The 17032-nt window shown below is 59.9% G+C and carries 13 protein-coding genes; 10 read left to right on the forward strand and 3 right to left on the reverse strand.

Annotated features, from left to right (window positions below; all coding sequences use genetic code 11):
• Positions 1-8: 8 nt before the first annotated feature.
• From K6142_RS02320 to K6142_RS02345, 6 genes are all read left to right on the forward strand, one after another.
• Positions 9-983 (forward strand): NAD-dependent epimerase/dehydratase family protein, encoded by a 975-nt coding sequence (locus tag K6142_RS02320; protein ID WP_190243815.1) that lies wholly within the window; start codon positions 9-11, stop codon positions 981-983.
• Positions 980-2005 carry a glycosyl transferase gene (locus K6142_RS02325; protein ID WP_190243814.1) on the forward strand — a complete coding sequence of 342 codons (1026 nt, stop codon included), beginning with the start codon at positions 980-982 and terminating at the stop codon, positions 2003-2005. Before K6142_RS02320 ends, K6142_RS02325 begins: the two co-directional genes overlap by 4 nt.
• Positions 2006-2412: 407 nt before the next feature.
• Entirely contained in the window at positions 2413-3183 is a 771-nt protein-coding gene (locus tag K6142_RS02330; protein ID WP_190243813.1) for an FkbM family methyltransferase, read from the forward strand.
• Positions 3180-4106 (forward strand): glycosyltransferase, encoded by a 927-nt coding sequence (locus K6142_RS02335; protein WP_190243812.1) that lies wholly within the window; start codon positions 3180-3182, stop codon positions 4104-4106. Before K6142_RS02330 ends, K6142_RS02335 begins: the two co-directional genes overlap by 4 nt.
• A gap of 25 nt (positions 4107-4131) precedes the next feature.
• Positions 4132-4941, forward strand: coding sequence for a glycosyltransferase family 2 protein (locus K6142_RS02340; RefSeq protein ID WP_223380785.1), 810 nt, complete (start codon positions 4132-4134; stop codon positions 4939-4941).
• A gap of 301 nt (positions 4942-5242) precedes the next feature.
• Positions 5243-6313 carry a glycosyltransferase family 2 protein gene (locus K6142_RS02345; RefSeq protein WP_223290226.1) on the forward strand — a complete coding sequence of 357 codons (1071 nt, stop codon included), beginning with the start codon at positions 5243-5245 and terminating at the stop codon, positions 6311-6313.
• Between the two features lie 122 nt (positions 6314-6435).
• On the opposite strand, the gene K6142_RS02350 is transcribed toward K6142_RS02345, so the two are convergent.
• Positions 6436-7557, reverse strand: coding sequence for a glycosyltransferase (locus K6142_RS02350; RefSeq protein ID WP_190243809.1), 1122 nt, complete (start codon positions 7555-7557; stop codon positions 6436-6438).
• A 277-nt stretch (positions 7558-7834) separates the two neighbouring features.
• Entirely contained in the window at positions 7835-9802 is a 1968-nt protein-coding gene (locus K6142_RS02355; RefSeq protein ID WP_190243808.1) for a PAS domain-containing protein, read from the reverse strand.
• Between the two features lie 151 nt (positions 9803-9953).
• Here K6142_RS02355 and K6142_RS02360 point away from each other — a divergent pair, with 151 nt between their 5' ends.
• The gene (locus K6142_RS02360; RefSeq protein ID WP_190243807.1) at positions 9954-11195 is read left to right on the forward strand and encodes an OmpP1/FadL family transporter; all 1242 of its coding nucleotides are present in this window, start codon (positions 9954-9956) and stop codon (positions 11193-11195) included.
• A gap of 98 nt (positions 11196-11293) precedes the next feature.
• Here the strand turns inward: K6142_RS02360 and K6142_RS02365 are convergent, their stop codons facing one another.
• Positions 11294-12058, reverse strand: coding sequence for a SagB/ThcOx family dehydrogenase (locus K6142_RS02365; protein ID WP_190243806.1), 765 nt, complete (start codon positions 12056-12058; stop codon positions 11294-11296).
• Positions 12059-12528: 470 nt separating this feature from the next.
• On the opposite strand from K6142_RS02365, the gene K6142_RS02370 reads away from it, so the two are divergent.
• From K6142_RS02370 to K6142_RS02380, 3 genes are all read left to right on the forward strand, one after another.
• On the forward strand, positions 12529-14274 hold the full coding sequence (locus K6142_RS02370) for a methyl-accepting chemotaxis protein (RefSeq protein ID WP_190243804.1): 1746 nt from the start codon (positions 12529-12531) through the stop codon (positions 14272-14274).
• A gap of 217 nt (positions 14275-14491) precedes the next feature.
• A complete protein-coding gene (locus tag K6142_RS02375) occupies positions 14492-14962 on the forward strand; it encodes a cytochrome c family protein (RefSeq protein ID WP_190243803.1) in 471 nt (156 codons plus the stop codon).
• Between the two features lie 9 nt (positions 14963-14971).
• Complete coding sequence (locus K6142_RS02380; protein WP_190243802.1) at positions 14972-16993, forward strand: methyl-accepting chemotaxis protein; 2022 nt, start codon at positions 14972-14974, stop codon at positions 16991-16993.
• The last annotated feature ends 39 nt before the right edge of the window (positions 16994-17032 follow it).

Raw genomic sequence — 17032 nt, forward strand, 5'->3', positions numbered from 1 at the left:
GAGCTTGTATGGATTTCTCCGGGGCCAGGGTACTCATCACTGGTGGCGCGGGCTTTATCGGCTCCACCCTCGCTCATCGCCTTGTAAATCTCGGTGCGCAAGTAACCATTGCCGACAGTTTTATTCCCGAGTACGGAGGCTCTCCTGCCAATCTGGAAGGGATTGAAAAGAAAATATCACTTTCCGTAACGGATGTGCGCGACCCGCACGCCATGCGCTATCTGGTCCAAGGGCAGGATTTTCTCTTTAACTTGGCGGGACAGACCAGCCATATGGATTCAATGGCTGACCCATTCACAGATCTTGAAATCAATGCAAAAGCCCAGCTTTCTATTCTTGAATCCTGCCGCACGAACAACCCTCGCGTGAAGATCGTCTTTGCAGGCACTAGACAGATATACGGTCGCCCGGATTATCTACCCGTGGATGAGGAGCACCCTATCCGCCCTGTGGACATCAACGGCATCCACAAGGTTGCAGGCGAGTGGTACCACATGTTGTACAATAACGTGTACGGCCTGCGTTCCACCGTACTGCGCCTGACCAACACCTACGGCCCACGCATGCGCATTAAAGATGCTCGTCAAACCTTTGTAGGCATATGGATACGCTTGATCCTGGAGGGCAAGATCTTCGAGGTCTGGGGAGGCGAGCAATTGCGCGACTTCACCTATGTGGAGGATTGCGTGGAAGCTTTGCTGCTAACTGCATCGGACCAGGCGGACGGAAAAGTCTACAATCTTGGTGGAGACAAGGTTGTCAGCCTGAGGGAGTTGGCTGATGCACTTATCGCAGCCAGTAACTGTGGCCAATATGCCCTGAAGGATTTTCCCGAAGATCGCAAGAAAATAGATATTGGCGACTATTACTCTCAAGATGCGCGTATTCGAAAAGAATTGGGCTGGCACCCCGTAGTGTCGCTGGAGGAGGGCTTGAGTCGGACATTGGCCTACTTTGCTCCACGCTTGGAGAAATACCTGTGAGCACCCGACATTTCTGCACTTATTTCGATCACAATTATCTTCCGCGCGGCATAGTCATGCTGGAGAGCCTACATGAACACTGCCCTCACGCGCAAATCCATGTGCTTTGTCTTTCTGACCAGTGTCATGCCGCACTAGCCGCGCTTGCCTATCCTTACGTTTCTTTGATCCGGTTGCCCCATCTTGAAGCCGCGGATCCGGAGTTGGCCGCGACCCAAGCAACCCGCAGCCTCATCGAATATTACTTCACCATTACTCCATGCCTCCCGTGGCACTTGCTGACGCGAGACGATACTATTGATGAGGTTACCTACCTCGACGCAGACATGATGTTTTTCTCATCACCGGAGCCGATTTTTGAAGAAGCGCCAAGAGCTTCGGTCATCATCACCCCACATAAGTTTGCTCCGCATTTGGCAGCTTTAATTAAATTTGGAATGTATAATGTAAGTTGGCTGACATTTCGCAGAACTACGGAAGGGATGGCCTGCCTTGCATGGTACCGCAAGTCCTGCTTGAACTGGTGCAAGGACGAATTGGAGGCTGACCGCTTCGCTGACCAAAAGTATTTGGACGCCTTCCCGCAGCGCTTCGCCGGAGTCCATGTCATGCAACACAATGGAGGTGGTGTCGCCCCCTGGAACCTTGCGGCTGCCTCCGTGACCCGGCGTGGTAATGCGGTTACGGTCAATGGTGAAACGTTGATTTTTTATCATGCTCAAGGTTTTAAGCATATTCGAGGACCATTTTATTCCTCAGGTTTTCGTGATTATTCTTGTTCTTTGACGTGCGAAGTAAGGGGAGGGATAGTTTGCCAATATGCAAGGCGTTATTCGCTTGCTGTGCAGGCGTTAAAAGGGGGGCGGGGCTCTTTTGTCGGTATTCGGCAAGATTTGAGAAGCAACTTTGCTTTTTTACGTGACTGCAAGAGTATTCTGCGAGAATGGGAGCAGCAAGCCTTAGTCGTGTGCTGGTCGTGGCGAAAGTTTCGGCATGGTCAAGGTCGCCTCTGTTGCCGCTGAGGCCTTAAGCGACGCTTTTCTTTCTCGATTGGGTTTTGCCCCCCCCCCCCTCCCGGCGGTTGTATGTGCTGTCAAAATATGTGCGCCGCAAGGTCCGTGTAACTGACGTCCTGGCTATTGCTCGTGACTGCGCTGGGTATTGAAGTGTCGGTCGTTTTTCAAAAACTACGGATTGTTGGCAAGCTATTGCGAGGAAGAGTGCTCGGCGAGTTCGGATGAGCGATGTGCTTAAGCGTTGGCGTGTGTGGGGGCGCCGGTATCTTTTTTGCGCTTGTGGATGAAGAGTTGAGGTGCGTTGGGTGATGCCGCCTGTATGAAGGTCGAGAGAAATCGTTTCGCTGCTGCCGAGGCCGGAAAAGGCGCATTTATGAGTGTATTCTAATTTCACAACCGCGAGTGTGGTGGCTATGCTGAAGATTCGTGTGCTGGAAAAATTTCGAGCGGGTTTGCGCAAGCTTTTGCTCCCGCATTTGATTCGATTAGCGTATGGAAAAGTGCCTTGGTCATTCAAGACGGATATAGCTCAGCAGTATTGCGGTGTTCAGTTGTGCTTTGAATCGCTTCTTGATCTGGGCATTCCTGTCGCGACTGTCATTGATGTTGGGGCTTCTGACGCTAGATGGTCCAGGGCGGCGGTTCCTTATTTTTCAGATGCGCATTTTTTATTAATAGAGGCGAATCCGGTGCACGAGGAAGATCTGCAGAAATTCTGTGAAGGGGCTAAGAGGGAGTATATGCTTGCGGCGGCTGGCCGTGGCCTGGGGACGGTCTATTTTGATATGTCAAGCCCTTTTGGTGGGCTGGCGCGGGAAAGCTTTTTGAATGGTGATGATTGCTGTATTCCATCCACGTCTATCGATCATGAGGTGGCTAAGCGCCGTCTTAGTGGTCCATTTATGGTAAAGTTAGATACGCATGGTTTTGAGGTTCCGATACTTGAGGGGGCGCGTGATACACTTCGCGAAACAAGTGTCGCTGTTATTGAAGCATATGGATTTAAGCTAACGCCTGAATGTCTCAAATTCTATGAGCTTTGTGCGTACATGAATGATTTGGGCTTCTCCGTCTTTGATATCTGCTCTCCGATGTGGCGGGAGAAGGATTGTGCGATATGGCAAATGGATATTGTGTTTCTGCGCAGCGATATGCCGTTGTTTGGCGATAACGCGTACTTATGAATATTGCGCGTACAATATATGTAGTTACTCCAGTGCGTAATGGGGCGGCTACGATCAGGAAGACTATTGACAGTGTGCTTGCGCAGTTTCGACAAGGTCAGTTGTTTTATCATGTTCAGGATGGAGGATCGTCGGACGGAACAATTGATATTCTGCGTTCTGTGGCGGGAGCGATCGCTGATTTTCCAGAGGCGTACCCAAATGTGACATTTTCATGGGAATCAAGTGCAGATTCTGGAATGTATGATGCGATAAATAAGGCGCTGAATGGTCTGGATATACCTGGTGATGCGTTCGTTGGTTGGCTGAACGCAGATGACTTGCTGGCTGATGGCGCCGTACAGGCAGTAGAGGCGGCTGCTAAAATTTACGGAGTAGAGTGGGTTTACGGTTTGACATCGGTCATTGCTCTCGGCGGTGACGAGCATGTGAAGCAAGAGCTTTATCCGCGTGCCCTGCTTGCGGCGGGAATCGCTGATGGGCGTTTCTGGCGTTTTTTTCAGCAGGAGGGATGTTTTTTTCGTAAAAGGCTGTGGGACGCTGCCGGGGGGTGCGATTCGTCGTTCAAGCTTGCTGGGGACTGGGATTTGTGGCGCAACATGGCCGACAGGGCCGAACCGGTATTTATTCCTCAAAAGCTCGGTTCCTTTGTGGTGCGGGAGGGGCAGCTGTCTGCGGATATGGCGTGTTATCAGGCTGAAATTTCGCACCGCCTTGCGTGTAAAAGGCGACGGTGGCGGGCAGCGCAGTTGGCGTGCTTCAGCGCTTTGCGGTCACCCATTCTGAATTTGGAGACGGGTATCATTGTGCGCAAGGGGGTGCCGGTGAAGGACAGGATGCGTTGCCTGGCCGAGGTCCTGTCTGTGCGCAAGGCGATTTCCAAATTCAAATCTGTTTTTTTGCAATGTAGCAGGCTGGGTTGAGGCTGTGCCTCCATTTTTTTCTATAGTGACAGCAACGTATAATGCGGGAGCGACGTTGGCGTGTCTGCTTGATTCCTTGGCTGCACAGTCGTGCCGGGACTTCGAGCTCGTGGTGCAGGATGGTGGGTCCGTCGACGACACCATAGCGGTTCTCGAGTCGTATAGGTCATGCCTGCCGGCGCTGTCATTGGCTTCCGGTCCCGATAGCGGGATTTACGATGCATGGAACAAGGCTCTGCGGGTGGTTCGCGGACAGTGGGTGCTGTTTCTTGGCGCTGACGATCGCTTGGCGGGCCCGACCGTGCTCCAGAGCATGAAGGGTGCGCTTCTTCTGGTTGCTCCGGAGGTTTTGTACGCTGTTGGTGGGGTGACCCTTTTTGCTGTATCGGGTGAGTATTACGGGGAATATCCGGTTGATGTGGATAATGCGGTGCAGCGATTGCGCCGCGAGATGATCTTCTGCCACACTGGCGTGTTGCACAGGCGTTCTGTTTTTAGGGGTGAGTTGTTTGACAGCACGTATCGCGTGCTGGGTGATTATGATTTTTTTTGTCGCACTGTGCTTGATGACCGGCAAGTCGCTAAGCTGGATGTTACGGTCACCCACATGGCGTTGGGTGGTGTTTCCTCGCGGCTATGCTCTCAGCCGCGAATTTTTCTGGAGTCGCTGAGGATCGCTATGAGGCATGCGGGGGCCATATCTTCGCGCCATATGCGGGTAGGATGTGTTGTCGCCGCTGTTGCTTTATTGTGTCGTGTTCTTGGGCCTGTGCGGGCGGCTGGTTTCGTTAATATCACGCGCAAGTGGCGGGGAAAACGTCCGTTTTGGAGTTAAGTGTGAAGGGGGCGCGGCAGACGCGGGCGGGGCGAACGTTCATTGATCTCCTCAAAGGTGCCCATCCGTAGGGGGCAGAATTGCAATTTATTTTTGCTTGCATGTCTGCGAGAGTAGGTAGCTCCCGCTTGTGAAGCGGGTGCTGCATAGAATATGATTCTTCACTGTGTATATTTAAAGAGTGTAGAAAGGTGTGTGCGCAGCGCAGAGATGTTCTTTGTTTATATTGCATTCTTTGCATGCTAGTTAGCAGTAGGGCGAATGTCTGGTTTTGTGGCGTTTTTTTTGTCGTCCATGTTCAATGTTGAAGGGCGCGTACTTTTTTGAGCCAAGCGCTTGCGTGAGGGATATTAGAGTGTTGAGCAGAATTGAATATGCTCCTTGCGCAATAATTATAGTTAACTATAACGGATCTAGCGATACATGTGTATGTATCGAGAGTCTTGCGTCTTTGGTTGTGCAGCCCAAGATGATTGTTGTTGTTGACAATGGGTCAACAGATGATTCGTGTGATGTTATCGAGCGCTTTTGGAGAGAGTTTTCCAGATTTCAAGGCGACTCGTTTGCTGTTTTAGATGCTTCGGGCGTTCCGCCGGAAACGGCACGCAATGTTTTTATAAAATCCAAGCGTAATGGCGGGTTTTCAGCGGGAAATAATATTGCGTTAAGGGCTTTGGCGAATATTGATGGTCTTGAGTGTTTTTGGCTGCTTAACAATGATACAATCCCAGATCCACACGCATTGTCAGAGCTAATGCGTTGTGTTGCAGAGAGTCCAAATATTGGCCTTGCCGGTTCAACCCTGGTGTACGCAGGCAGGCCCGATACAATACAGTGTGCAGGCGGTGGGTGGTACTTTCCTTTATGGGGAGGCACTCGTCATTATCTTGAAGGTAAGCCGTTCCCGTTGTCGGAGATACCTCGGAATGGCCCAAAGCCTTTGGAATACATTTGTGGTGCATCCATGTTGATCACGGCAGCTGCATTTTCCAAGCTTGGGCTTTTAGATGAAGATTATTTTTTATATTACGAAGATGTTGAATATGGATTGCGTGCAAGGCGAATGAATTTTCAGGCAGTATGGGTTGCTGAAAGTGTCGTCTACCACAAGGAAGGTGCTTCTACGTGCCCTCAAAGTGATAGTTCCAGAGGGTCCAAGCCGTTATTGATAGATTTTCTCTCCATCAGGAATAGGCTTTGGTTGTCCAGAAAATATTACCCATATATTTTCCCTGTAGTTGTTTTTAGCCTGATTGGTGTGGCAATCAAACGGTTAATGAGAAATCAGGCAAGCCGCCTGCGTATTATATTCATTGCTCTGGCTCATTGCCTTAAGGGCACGATGGGTAAGCCGAATTTACGTATTTTCTAGGCTGGGAACCAAGGCCGACAGCGTTGCTGCTGTCATTGACTTGGTCGTCGCTAGTCCATGGGCCTTATGGCTGTGGTGGGAAGTGCAGTTGAAAGGTGTGTTCCACTGAACAGAGGGCGCCGTTATTTTGTACAGAGTGTTTTTTGTAGGGCTTTCAAGACTTCGGCTGCCCCTTGGGTATCCACTTCCGCCCAGCGCACTGCCTTCCCGCAGGCAGGCATCTGCCCCGCAGGAACCGGCACCAGTGTGAAGGGCAAAGGATGCGCCAACGGTCCCTTCATGAATTCCATGTTGGCGGACCATCCCGTGGCCGCCACATGCAGTCCACGCAGCATTGCTTCATGGATGGTCAGGCCATAGCCTTCTGACCGATGCGTCGAAAGATATACGTCATGGTGCAGATACAGCTCATCCAGACCGCCAGCCGTGAGGTTTTCTGTCATCAGGGTTACGCCGGGCGTAGCATCGGCTAGTGCCAGTAGGCGTCTGTAGGTGTGCGGCGCTGCCTGGTGCTGGCTGGTCTTGAGCGTGAGCGAAGCTCCTCGCCCGTTGGGAAAGGCCGCGGCAAAGGCAGCAATGGCCGCCCAGGGGTTCTTGCGCTCGCATGATGAGGCCATGTCGAAGACGTACAGGCAGCGCATCACGCCGTCCGCGCAGAAGCCTGCCTTGCGGAGCACGGGTTCGGGCAGTTTGTGCGGCACCACGCGCACCTCTTTGTCCGTCACGCGGCGGAAGGCATTGGCCGTGAATTCGCTGGGTACTTCCACGGCGTCCACATGGTCCAACGCGTCGAGGTAGATTTGGGGCAGGCATTCCAATTCCCAGGCCCAGTACGCCACAAGGCGTTTGTTGCGCAGGAATTTCCTGTTCATTCGCAGCAGAACCATGTGGAAAAGCGGTGGGTTGGCGTGGATAACCACGGTTCCGCCGCCGATATGGGTGGCAAGGTCCGATAGTTCCAGGCAGTCTGCTATGCCCTCTGGTGGCAGAACGGCCTGCTGCAACATGGCCGACGTGGCATCCACTCCGCATGCTTGCCTGCCTGCGTCGCGTGCGCTTTGCAGATACAACCGGGCGCCCTCGCCAATACCTGTGGCGCTCCGAAGGCTGCCCACAACATATACGGGGTCGTCGCCGTGCGTATGCCCGTCGCGTCTGGTCGCGAGCAGGGAGCAGCATGTCTTCAGGATGCGCGACTGGGCCTGTGGCGGCAGGTTTTTCCATATTCTCTTAAGACCGTGCATATGCGGTATGTCCTGCTTCTGGAACTATGCGATGCGATTGTGGGGCCGGATGCAAGGCGCTTTCCAGGTGCGCGGCCTCTGCAGACCACCGCGCGACCGCTGAGGCATACGTTTTCGTTTCAGGCATGTCCATGTACCTTTGCTGGTCGACGCGTGGTGTCTGGCTTATGTCAGTCCATACCGGTTGAGCTATGGGGGACAGGCACGACAGGGCGAGGCCGGTAAGGTCGGGACGGGACCGGGCGGAGCCGTGGAACCATTGCCGTACACCCAACCTTTACACAACGCCCCTCACCAGCCAGTCGATCGACCTCCCCGTCCTCAACCCCGCATCGATGAGCCAGTCCGGCGGGATGCGCCCGTTCTTGCGGGCGTTGGAAATGGACGCCGCCGACACGTTCAGGAAGCTCGCCAGCTCGCGGTCGGTGCGTGCCCCCGCCGCCTCCTTCAGGCGTTCCAGCACCATGGGTGCCTGGCGCAGTCCCATCTCGCCGGAAACGTCGCGCGCCACCACGTACACGCGCGGCTCGCCGTAGATGGTGTCGTTGTACACCAGTCGGGCGTGCACGGTGGAATAGCTGCCCGACAGGTTGCGGATGCGGCATTCGAAGTGCTGTTCGCGGTGTTCGCGCATGGCCCGCAGCAGTGCCTGGCGCACGGCGGGCAGGTCGCTTTCGTGCAGCAGGTCCAGCACCGGCCCCATGTCCAGGGTGTAGGCGTCGTACGGCTCCTGCCGCCCGAATATGGCCGGGGTCAGCGTCTGGCGTGATCGCCGCAATATCCGCCCCTGATCGTCGGTCACCACCACCACGTCGCCCTGGTGGGTGTGCAGTTGCTCGATGAAGGCGTTTTCCTGCACCACCTTGGCGGAAATATCCTGCGCGATGCCCAGCAGGCCGATGACTTCCTGCCGGTTGTCGTCGAAGATGGGTCGCCGGATCACCCGGTACCACACGGAAGGGTCCAGCAGGTGCGGCACCGCCGGGTGTTCCAGCTCCCGTTTTTCCTCGAACACCTTCAGCGCCGCCTCCACGGGGTAGCGGGCCAGTTCCGGTGGCAGGAAGTCGTATTCGGTGCGGCCCATCACCTCGTCGCGCGTACGGCCGTATGCGGCAAGATACGCATCGTTGACGGCCACGATGCGCAGGTCGCGCCCGCATACCCATGCCAGGCCCGGCAGGGCATCCACCACGCGCGAAAAGTCGCTGGCCAGCTTGGACGAGAAGGCGAACGGGCGCTCCTGAAAGTAGCCGCTGTAGGCCACCATGCGGCCCGCCGCATCGCGGATGGATTCGGCCGTGTACCACAGGGCCAGGGGCGATCCGTCCTTGCGCCGCAGGGTCACCTCGCCGTTCTCCACCTCCGCCCGCTTGATGAGTTGACTGACGATGCGCTTGCGTGCCGTGGAGGTAAAGTAGAACTCCCGCGCGGACCGGCCCACCAGTTCGTCCCGCGTGTAGCCGCAAATGGCGCACAGCGCGGGGCTGACCGCCTGGATGACTCCGTTGGGCAGAATGGTGAAGCCCATTTCCTGCCCCCCCTCGGTAGTGCGCAGGCGGCCCCAGGCCAGATGGATGGTGCGGGCCGGATAGGGGGGGCGGATTACGCTGCCGGTGCCGCTTTCACTGCTCCGGTCATCCGCTGCGTCCGCTCCGCCCGCTCCGCCCGGTCCGCCCGCTCCGTTCGCTCCATCCGTTTCGCCGGTTTCATCGGTTTCGTCCGTTTCGTCCGTTTCACTAGGGCCGCACATCTCCCACATGCCCGCATGCCGGATCGCGCCACCGTTCCCGGTCTGTCGGGCAGATTCGCCGTGTCGAGCACCCTTCCACCCGTCCGGGTGCGCCCTTTCGCCTTTTTCCGTACCTCCTTCCCCGCCCGTGCCGGGCACGGGCACGGCCACGCAGGTCCAGCTTATCTGCCGGATGCCAGCGCCGTCGGGCAGGGTGATTCGGGTGCGGCTTTCGCGCACTGGCGTGCCGCCTTGGGGCACGGGGGGCACTTCGTCGTGCAGCCAGCCGTGAGCGGGCGCCGGACAACCCGGCGCGGACAATTTCGGGCGCGCCCCCTTTGTTTCCGTGGTGCGCTCCGCATCACCGTCCGCCCCGCGCAGCAGCCGGGCGGGTTTGTTGGCGTACAGCACGCCACCATCGCCATCCAGCAGCAGGGCGGGGGTGTCCATGGCATCCAGCCGGGGAGCATAGAAGGCTACAAGGTCAGTGCTGGTCATGTGTTCATTGCTGGTCATGGGTTCACCACGGTTGAACGGCACGGCAGGTCATTCATGGAATATGAATAAAAAACGACGCTATGTTCATTGACGCTGTACTTCTGCCTGCTACACTCCCGTCGTCCTGTCAACATTCGACGGGCATACTCTGCAAGTACGGGAAGTTGTCATGCGAAAGCCATTGTTCCTGCTGTGTCTGGTCCTTGTTGCGCTGCTGCTGCCGTTGCATGCGCACGCCTCCGGCTATGCCGTCTACGAATGGAGCGCACGCGGCACCGCGCTGGGCGGCGCCATGGTTGCCCGCGATGCCGATCCCTCCTCGGTGGCCTACAATCCCGCCAACATCACTGACCTGCCGGGGGCGCAGGTGCAGGTGGGCGCCACGGCCATCAAGCCCGCCGCCACCATGGATTTCAAAAGCGCGTCCCAGACCGACCGTGATTTCTCGGATGCCATCTGGGGGCTGCCTACCGCCTATTACACGCAGCAGTTGAACGACCACTACTGGTTCGGCTTCGGCGTCTTTTCGCGCGTGGGGCTGGGCACCGAATACGCGGGCGGCGACAACTGGGCCGGGCGCTACAACTGTTCGTACGCGGGCATTCAGTCGCTGACCTTCAACCCCAACCTGGCCATGAAGTTTTCCGACCAGTTCTCCATGGCCGTGGGTGTGGAAGCCACCTACCTGCGCTTCATGTATGACAGCACCGTCCCCCTGGCGGACGTGAAGCAGGAAATCGACGCCGACGGCTGGGCCTACGGGCTCAACGCGGGGGCGCGATACAAGCCGTACGACTGGCTGGCCTTCGGCCTTGCCTGGCGCAGCCAGATCGACCTGAAGGTGACTGGGGACGTGGACTTTACCCGAAAGAAGGTGACCTCCCCGCCGACAATCAGCCAGGGCGGCATTTCCGGCACCGAACCCCTGCCCGAGTCGGTGACCTTCGGCGTGATGGTCAAGCCGATTGATCGCCTGAGCCTTGAGGCCGACGTGGTCTGGACCCGCTGGAGCGCCTACGAGGCTCTGACCATGGATTACGATCCGGCCCTGCTGGGCATGTACCCCACGGTCAGCAAGGAAAAGGACTGGAAGAACACCTGGCGCTTCCAGTTCGGCGCGGAATACGCCCTGACCGACAGCGTGGATCTGCGCGCGGGTTACGTCTACGACCAGAGCCCCATCAACGACAAATACGAAGACTTCGCCGTGCCCTGCTCCGACCGGCAGATCGTCTCCGTGGGCGCCGGGTGGAAGGTGGACCAGAACTGGGTGGTGGACGTGTTCTACGGCTACCTGTGGATGGTCGATCGCCACTACGACGCCCGCCCGGTCAATTACATCAATTACGAAGTGGAGCGCGAAGATGCCCACGCCCACATGGCGGGGCTCAGCGTCACCTACAAGTTCTAGCCGCCAAATCAGTTCCGGAGGTTGCTCCGGCTTCTCATGAATCCGCGAACAGCTTCTGGTTCTCCCCAGCCGCCCGCCGTTCCCTCCGGCGGGCGGTTTCAGTTTCCGGGCCAGCCCACGGTCTGGCTGATGACGATGCGCCGGTCGGCGGGCAGGCGCAGGGCGGCATGCAGGGCCGTTTCGTCGTAGCTGGCGCGGACCACGTTGCCGAGCCCGGCGGACGCGCAGAACAATCCCGCCCCCTGATACATGGATCCCGCATGCATGGCGGCGTATGCCGGGTCTTCTGCCGTGGCGGCGGTATACACCAGTGTAAGCGGGGCCGCGGCAACGAACGACTGGCGGGCCAACAGGGGGCGCAGGTCGCCGGTGGCAGCGGGTAGCAGGGCGTGCGCGCTGCCGTCGTAGCGCCAGGCCCCGTCGGCGCGTATCACATATACATCCATGCCCTGGCGGTTCCGGGCCGTGGGCACGGTGCGTCGTCCGTCGGGACGGTTGATGCCCCAAGCGGTCCACAACAGGTCTCCCAGCACCTGCTCGGGGATGGGGGCATCGCGGAAGGACCGGGTGGAGGAGCGCGCCGCCAGCGCCTGCATCAGCGTTTTGTTCCCCGCGCCGCCCGCCGTGCCGGAAATGTCCGGCGGCGGCAGGGACACCGCGCCCTGTGCGGCGTGGGCCATTCCGGTGCGCAGGGGCCGCAGGGCACGCCGCGCCCGTCCCGCCAGTCCCTTCTCGTTTTCTCCGACAGGCTGCCCGGTCGGGCCGGGCAACCCGGTCACGGCCAGCGTTCCGCCCAGCAGGGCCAGCGCTGCCAGTGCGGCGCGCCGCGTCATGCGGGCGCCCGGGGTGGTCATGTGCGGCATGGTGAACCTCCGTGTGTGGTCGTGGCGCGTCCGGGACGCATGGTCCAGCCCCATTGGGGCAGGGTGGCGTCAGCCGCCACCCGCGTCAAGCAGAGAGTCCGCCCCGTTGCCCGGTGCGCAGTTGCGCCCGTTGCGCAGGCCGTAGTTCGGCCCGTTGGGCAGGCCGTAGTTCGGCCCGTTGGCCGGACGTGCATCGCCCCGGCAGTTGCCGGCGGGCATGCCCCCGAAACCGGGAGGGCTTCCGGTTTGGGGCAGGTGTTTTTCTTTTGCCGTGGCTACCCGTGATGTAGTGCGTGCCCACTTCATGTCGTCAAGAATCTAATGTCAAATAACAATGCTTCTTGCGATTATGCGAGTCAGAAATGTAGCCCCTGCGAACTAGGGATGCTTCCGGACGGGCAGGCCCGCCGCGTGAAAGTACCCACGCGGAGCCTTCAAAACATACCGCATGCTGCGTAAGGAGCACGTCCATGAAACTGTCTGTCAAGCTTACCGGGGCGTTCGGCACACTTCTGGTGCTGATGCTCATGCTGGGTCTGTTCGGCATTCGCATGTTCGGCAACGTTCTGGAAGATGTCCGTGACGTGACGACCAACTGGTTGCCCAGCATAAAGGTGCTGGGCGATATGCGAGGGGCGTTGAATACCGTGCGCCGTGCGGAATTGCAGCACATTGTTGCGGAAACGAACGCCGCCATGGACGACGAGGAACGGTCCCTGGAAAAGGCCCGTGCAGATTTTATCGACACGACACGCAGATACGAACCGCTTATTTCCAGCGATGAGGAACGGCAACTCTATACGAAGATGAAAGCCGACGCCGATGCCTATCTTGCGGTGATCCCCCAGATCCTCCCCTTGTCGCGGGCCCGGAAGACGGAGGAGGCCCGCGCGGTGTCCGTGGGCAAGGCCCGTCCCGCGTTCCGTTCGGCCCTGCAAGGGGTGGTGGAACTGGTGGAACTGAACGACAAGGGGGCCTCGGACTCGGGGCGCCAGATCGAAAACGAGGTGACCACGGCCCGCACCGTCAACCTGGTGCTGGTGCTGGCTTCGCTGGGCCTCGGCATTTCCGCCACGCTGTACATCATACGCTCCACCCTGGCACAACTGGGTGAAGACCCCGGCTACCTGTACGATGTTTCGCGCCAGATCGCGGCGGGCAATCTTGCGGTGCAGTTCCGGTCCAGCAGGTACAAGGGCGTGTACGATGCCATGCAGCAGATGGTGGGCACCCTCAAGTCCAAGATAGCCGAGGCGGAGGACAAGAGCCGTCAGGCCGCCGCCAAGGAGCAGGAAGCCCTGGCCGCCATGCGCGAGGCCGAAGAGGCTCGCCGCCAGGCGGAAAGCGCCAAGCGCGAGGGCATGTTGCAGGCCGCGCAAAAGCTGGAGGGCGTGGTGGAAGTGGTGTCTTCCGCGTCGGAAGAGTTGTCCGCCCAGATCGAACAGTCCGACCGGGGTACCGAGGAGCAGGCGCGCCGGGTGGCGGAAACCGCCACGGCCATGGAAGAGATGAACGCCAGCGTGCTCGAGGTGGCCCGCAATGCGGGCGGCGCCGCCGATGTTTCGGAAAACGCCCGCCGCATGGCCGACGAGGGATCGGCCATCGTCGGCAGGGTGGTGGACGGCATCGGACAGGTGCAACAGCAGTCGCTGGCCCTGAAACGCGATATGGAGGAGTTGGGGCGGCAGGCAGAGTCCATTGGGCAGATAATGAACGTTATCAGTGATATAGCCGACCAGACAAACCTGCTGGCGCTGAATGCCGCCATCGAGGCGGCCCGTGCCGGTGACGCCGGGCGCGGCTTTGCCGTGGTGGCCGACGAGGTGCGCAAGCTGGCAGAAAAGACCATGCACGCCACCCAGGAGGTGGGCGCAGCGGTGCGCGGCATCCAGCAGGGCACGCGCACCAACATGGAGCATGTGGATCGTTCCGTGGGCACCATCGAGGAGGCCACCGACCTTGCCCGGCGCTCGGGCGAATCGCTGCGCGAAATCGTGCGCTTCGTCGATGCCGCCGCCGATCAGGTGCGAGGCATTGCCACCGCGTCGGAGCAGCAGTCCGCCGCCAGCGAGGAAATCAACCGGGCCGTGGAACAGGTGAGCGCCATTTCGGCAGAAACGGCCCAGGCCATGCGCGAAGCGGCCACCGCCGTGAACGAACTGGCCAACCAGTCGCAGGTGCTCAAGCGCCTGGTAGAGGAATTGAAGCAGAGTTAGCCATACGCTCGCCAACCAGCCGAAGCGCGCGGTCTGCCCCGGGGCATGCCGCGCGCTTTTTTGTCTGGAACGGGTGTGATGCCATTATAAAAGAAGGCATACTGCAACGTTGACGCGTGTTGGTAATTCCCCTACTACGAATCCACATTTTCTGTGCTATTTTTCACAAATCGGTGAATTCCCGCAAGGGATAACTCGCCTGTTTTCGGGGAGATACATGATCCGCGCCCGATCAATCAGTGTTTTGTGCTGCGTGGCCGCCCTTGCGGGGGTGATGGCGGCCACGGCGCTCACGCCCGCAAGGGCGGCCACGCCCTATGTGGGCAGCGCCGCATGCCAGCCCTGCCACGCCGGGGAATACGAGAAATTCCAGAAGTATTCCAAAAAGGCCAAGTCGTGGAAGAGCGTGGCCACCATGGCACCCAAGCTGACCGAGGAAGAACTGCGCGGCTGCTATGAGTGCCACGTGACCGGCTACGGCAAGGGCGGCTTCGTGGATTACGCCGCCACCCCGCAGTTTGCCGACGTGGGCTGCGAAACCTGCCACGGACCCGGCGCGGCCCACGCCGAAGCGGGTGACCCCTCGCTCATCGGCAAGCCCACCATGACCACTTGCGAAGGCTGCCACAACGCAAGCCGGGTGCGTTCGTTCGGCTTCAAACCCTTGCTGCACAGCGGCGCGCACTAGGGGGCGAACATGGGGGGGACTCTCGCGCGGTCGCTCAGCCTGCGCACTTCGCTTCTGGTGACGGTCATCGCCATCAGTGTGTTCGCGGTCATCATCGGCACCGGGGCGTGGCGCCAGCGTCACGCGGCCCTGAAAGAACTGGAGGCCGTGGTCACCCGCGAATCGTCCATGATCAAGCGGGCCATCGACCGACCCATGCTGCTGGGCAACGACGCGGGCACCCGCGCCGAATTCGCCGAACTGGCGCGCAGCTACGCGGATACCACCGTGCATCTGGCCAGCTTCACCGGCAACATCACCTATTCCACCCGGCCAGAGGCGGAACGGCGCGACCTGTCCGAGGTGCTGACCGACCCCGGCCTGCGCGACCTGACCGGACGCGCCCGGCGCGAGGCGCTGGAGGCGTCGCTGCTGTTCGAGCGGGACGGACGGTCGGTGTTCGCGCACGTGACGGGCATTCCCAACGAGCCCTCGTGCCACCACTGCCACGGCGCTTCGCAACCGTTGCTGGGGCAGTTGGTGATGATGCAGGACGTCACGCCCATCCTGGCCGGGGTGAACGGGCGCATCCTGGAAAGCGCGGCCATCTCGGCGGCGGGGCTGGTGGCCTTGCTGGCCGGGGTCATCCTGTTCATCCGGCGGGCCATCGTGGACAGGGTGCAGCGCATCACCGATGCCAGCACGGCCATTGCCGGTGGCGACCTGAACGCCGATCTTGCCGTGGGAGGGCATGACGAACTGGCGCGCCTGGCCGCCAACCTGCATGGCATGGTGGGCGGGCTGAAGAAGGAACTGGGTTTTTCCAAGGGCATCCTGAACGGCATGACCCTGCCCTTTCTGGTGGCGGACACGGATGGCCGCGTCAGCTACTGCAACACGGCCCTGCTGCGCATGCTGGGGCTGGACGGCACGCCGGAGGAACAGACAGGCAAGACCGTGGGCGACCTGATGTTCGGCGAGCCGCAGCACGTCACCGTGACCGACCGCGTACTGCGCGAACGCGCCGTGCACACCGGCCAGCGCGTCACCCTGGACAGCCGCAAGGGCGGGCAGGTGCACGTGGTGGTGGACTCGGCGCCGCTGCTGGATCTGGACGGCAACCTCATCGGCGCCTTCAGCGTGTACACCGACGTTACCGAAATGCAGCGCCAGCAAGCCCGCATAGAAGAACAGCACGCCCGCATCGCCCGCGCGGCGGAGGCGGCGCGGCAGGTTTCCGCGCGGGTGTCCTCCGCATCGGGAGAACTGTCGGAGCAGGTGGAAGAGGCCAGCAGCGGCGCGGACGAGCAGCGCGGGCTGGCCGTGGAAAGCGCCTCGGCCATGGAGCAGATGAACGCCTCCGTCATGGAGGTGGCCAGCAATGCCGGTTCCGCCGCCGACCTGGCCGGTACCGCCCACGAGCAGGCCCGGCAGGGATCGGTCGTGGTGGAAGAGGCCGTGGCGTGCATCAATCGCGTGGCCGAGCAGGCCCGCGTGCTGGAACACGACATGGGCGAACTGGGCACCCAGGCCGAGGGCGTGGGGCGCATCATCGGGGTCATCGAGGACATTGCGGACCAGACCAACCTGCTGGCCCTGAACGCCGCCATCGAGGCGGCCCGGGCCGGTGACGCCGGGCGCGGATTCGCCGTGGTGGCCGACGAGGTGCGCAAGCTGGCCGAAAAGACCATGCAGGCCACGCGAGAGGTGGTGGGCTTTGTCGAGGCCATCCGTACCGGCGTTGCCCGCAGCCGTTCCGCCACCGACGAGGCCGTGCGGCTGGTGGCGCAGTCCACCGGGCTGGCCGGACGCAGCGGCGAGGCGTTGCTGGCCATCGTGGGCACCGTGGACCGCACGGCGGATCAGGTGCGGGCCATCGCCACGGCGGCGGAGCAGCAGTCCGCCGCCAGCGAGCAGATTACCCGCGCGGTGGACCGCATCAGCACCATTTCCGGCCATACGGCCGATTCCATGCGCCATTCGGCAGGGGCCGTGAGCGACCTTGCCCGGCTGGCGCAGGAACTGGATGCCATTATCGACGACATGCGCTGACGCCTGAAGGGCGGAACAGAAAGATGCCGTTGGGGCCGC

Origin of the sequence: Nitratidesulfovibrio sp. SRB-5 (genome assembly GCF_019931275.1) — a bacterium.
Lineage (GTDB): Bacteria > Desulfobacterota > Desulfovibrionia > Desulfovibrionales > Desulfovibrionaceae > Cupidesulfovibrio.

What these genes read in the sequence shown, in the direction of transcription:
- K6142_RS02350 (WP_190243809.1), bottom strand. Translation starts at nt 7,557, where the DNA reads ATGCACGGTCTTAAGAGAATATGGAAAAACCTGCCGCCACAGGCCCAG.
- K6142_RS02380 (WP_190243802.1), top strand. Translation starts at nt 14,972, where the DNA reads ATGGGGGGGACTCTCGCGCGGTCGCTCAGCCTGCGCACTTCGCTTCTG.
- K6142_RS02375 (WP_190243803.1), top strand. Translation starts at nt 14,492, where the DNA reads ATGATCCGCGCCCGATCAATCAGTGTTTTGTGCTGCGTGGCCGCCCTT.
- K6142_RS02345 (WP_223290226.1), top strand. Translation starts at nt 5,243, where the DNA reads ATGTTGAAGGGCGCGTACTTTTTTGAGCCAAGCGCTTGCGTGAGGGAT.
- K6142_RS02320 (WP_190243815.1), top strand. Translation starts at nt 9, where the DNA reads ATGGATTTCTCCGGGGCCAGGGTACTCATCACTGGTGGCGCGGGCTTT.
- K6142_RS02335 (WP_190243812.1), top strand. Translation starts at nt 3,180, where the DNA reads ATGAATATTGCGCGTACAATATATGTAGTTACTCCAGTGCGTAATGGG.
- K6142_RS02365 (WP_190243806.1), bottom strand. Translation starts at nt 12,058, where the DNA reads ATGCCGCACATGACCACCCCGGGCGCCCGCATGACGCGGCGCGCCGCA.
- K6142_RS02355 (WP_190243808.1), bottom strand. Translation starts at nt 9,802, where the DNA reads ATGACCAGCAATGAACACATGACCAGCACTGACCTTGTAGCCTTCTAT.
- K6142_RS02330 (WP_190243813.1), top strand. Translation starts at nt 2,413, where the DNA reads ATGCTGAAGATTCGTGTGCTGGAAAAATTTCGAGCGGGTTTGCGCAAG.
- K6142_RS02370 (WP_190243804.1), top strand. Translation starts at nt 12,529, where the DNA reads ATGAAACTGTCTGTCAAGCTTACCGGGGCGTTCGGCACACTTCTGGTG.
- K6142_RS02360 (WP_190243807.1), top strand. Translation starts at nt 9,954, where the DNA reads ATGCGAAAGCCATTGTTCCTGCTGTGTCTGGTCCTTGTTGCGCTGCTG.